Annotated in this window: 3 protein-coding genes; 2 read left to right on the plus strand and 1 reads right to left on the minus strand. The window is 36.5% G+C overall.

Translation table 11 applies throughout. From position 1 onward, the window contains the following. The first annotated feature begins 686 nt into the window (after positions 1-686). Complete coding sequence (locus CALSC_RS24700; RefSeq protein ID WP_088243860.1) at positions 687-1,226, plus strand: GTP-binding protein; 540 nt, start codon at positions 687-689, stop codon at positions 1,224-1,226. Between the two features lie 41 nt (positions 1,227-1,267). Beyond that, positions 1,268-2,107, plus strand: a complete 840-nt coding sequence (locus CALSC_RS24705) for a DUF4388 domain-containing protein (RefSeq protein ID WP_088243858.1) — start codon at positions 1,268-1,270, stop codon at positions 2,105-2,107. Here the strand turns inward: CALSC_RS24705 and CALSC_RS27715 are convergent. Further along, the coding region (locus tag CALSC_RS27715; RefSeq protein WP_235006940.1) for a hypothetical protein at positions 2,097-2,312 on the minus strand (216 nt) is incomplete at its 5' end. The genes CALSC_RS24705 and CALSC_RS27715 overlap by 11 nt on opposite strands.

Consider the following 2,312-nt stretch of genomic DNA (forward strand, 5'->3'; position numbering starts at 1 on the left):
GAAGAAACACTTAGCGTAAGGCTTATATAGCAAGACTTTTAGCGCAACAAGAAGCATGTGTTTGTTTTATTAGTTGCGAGGGTATTTAATACTTTTGACTGAAAAAAGAAAAAGAAAAGTATACAAGCACCCAAATTTATTTGTGGAAGCTCCCCTGCTCCCTGCTTCCCTACTTGTAGAACACTCACAAGTTCCTCATTTTTTTAATCTACAACTGGACTGTAGAAGACTGTAGAAGAATGCCGGAATACTTTAAGTTATCGGTATCCCATTGAGAGCGAGTGGTTAAAAATAGTTTACTAGGTAAATATTCCTTTATTTTAATGTAGGAAGTTGCATATTTTTCTTCAGTGTCTGAAATCTCTGTATAACAAATGTTTAGAGCATATGTGTCCCAGCATATTTTTTTCAACTTAGTGAAGGCTCAAAAGTATTGTGTTCTCTAACTGTGGATAAGATTTATGATGAGAATGAAACAAAAACAACTCCAAGCTTATTTAAGATTAGTTCAAGAACTCCTAAGTTGTCCTCACGGACAAGAGTGGATATTATTAGAACACAATGAACAATTGGTTACTCCTGAGTTGGTACAAGTTCTTGAACAAGTTGCAGAACAAATGTCAGCAGAGGGGAAAGTTGATACTGCTAAGTATTTACACCATTGGGCAATGCAAATAAATCACTTAATGGAAATAATGCGTTTAGCGATCGCAGGACCTGTAAGTTCAGGAAAATCTACTTTCATCCGTTCTGTGAGTGAAATCGAAGTTGTAGATACGGATCGCAAAGCAACGGATGAAACAGCAAAACTCAAGCAAAATACCACAGTTGCATTTGACTTTGGTCGTCTACAGTTTGGACCTAATCAGGTATTACACCTGTATGGGACACCAGGACAGTCTAGGTTTGACTTCATGTGGGATCTTATAATTCGTAAGGCTCATGCTTACATTCTTCTCGTAGCAGCCCATCGTCCCCATGAATTTCGTTACACGCGAGGTATCATCAGTTTTATGAAACAAAGAGCTGATATTCCTATGATTATTGGAGTTACACATACAGATTCTCCAGAAGCATGGAGTAAGGAAAATGTGATGATTGCTTTGGGATACTACTCCAACAATAGTCCACCAGCCTTGATTGTCGATCCTAGAGATAGAGGTTCTGCTGCTCAGGCGCTTTTGGGTTTGCTACAACACTCCATGAAAGTTGGTATAAAACTTTAGTTCATGGTTCGCAGAAATTAATTAGGGTGTAAATAAAATTTATGGCTATTGCTGGAAGATTAGCAGAATTTTCATTACCAGAGGTATTTCAATTATTAGAACAGGGAAATAAAACGGGTTTGTTGACTTTGCGTACTAGTCCTGAAGGATTACTTCAGACAGTACAAAACTATTACATTTGGCTGAAAGAGGGACGAATAGTTGCTGCAGCTAGTCGCCTCGATTGCCAAGGATTATTGACAATGCTCAGACGACGAAATTGGATAGATGAACATCTCTTTAAAATTACTGCTATCTGTGCATTGAATAAACCATTGGGCACCATACTCAAAACAGCGGGCATAATACGGTTAGAACAGTTAAAGATGTTGTTCTATATACAAGTAATACAAAAGGTATGTTGTCTTTTTGAGTTTCAGGATGGTTATTTTAAGTTTGATAGCAAAGCATCCATACCATTGTCAGAAATGACTGGTTTGAGTGCGCCAGCTACAGAGGTTACTTTGGCGGGTTTACGAGCACTAAAGAAATGGGATGCTTTATTAGAAAAGCTGCCAGATACAAATTCTGGTTTAATTTCTACTATTAAAGGTAAACCACATATGCATCTGAATCAAGAAGAATGGAAGATGTGGGAATTTGTAGATGGTAAGACCTCTGTGAAAACAATTTCCCAACAGTTAAATATATCTATGGACAATATTCAACGAATTGCTTTTCGTCTGATTACAGTTAACTTATGTGAGGAAATACCATTTGCAGCAATGAAATCTTCTCATATCCCAGAAAATTTATCGGTTTCTGAATTGGAAGATTCTCAAAATGATTTAAGTGAATCATTTTTAAACAATCTCATGGAATTTTTGAAAACTAAAATTTAAAGACAGCAACCACCTCTATTTTGAAAACGATAGCTTTTAATTGACTGGGTTTTGTGATATAGCCTTTCTCTGTCTGGTGAGGTACAGTCGCAACAATTGGTAAACCAATTATAAATATCTTCTTTGTTACTTTAATTTTACTTGTTACAAATTTTATATAGTTTCTGCTTAGGACGAATATTCCATGGCAAGAGCACAGCAAACA

This window comes from Calothrix rhizosoleniae SC01 (assembly GCF_900185595.1).
Taxonomy (GTDB): Bacteria; Cyanobacteriota; Cyanobacteriia; order Cyanobacteriales; family Nostocaceae; genus Calothrix_A; species Calothrix_A rhizosoleniae.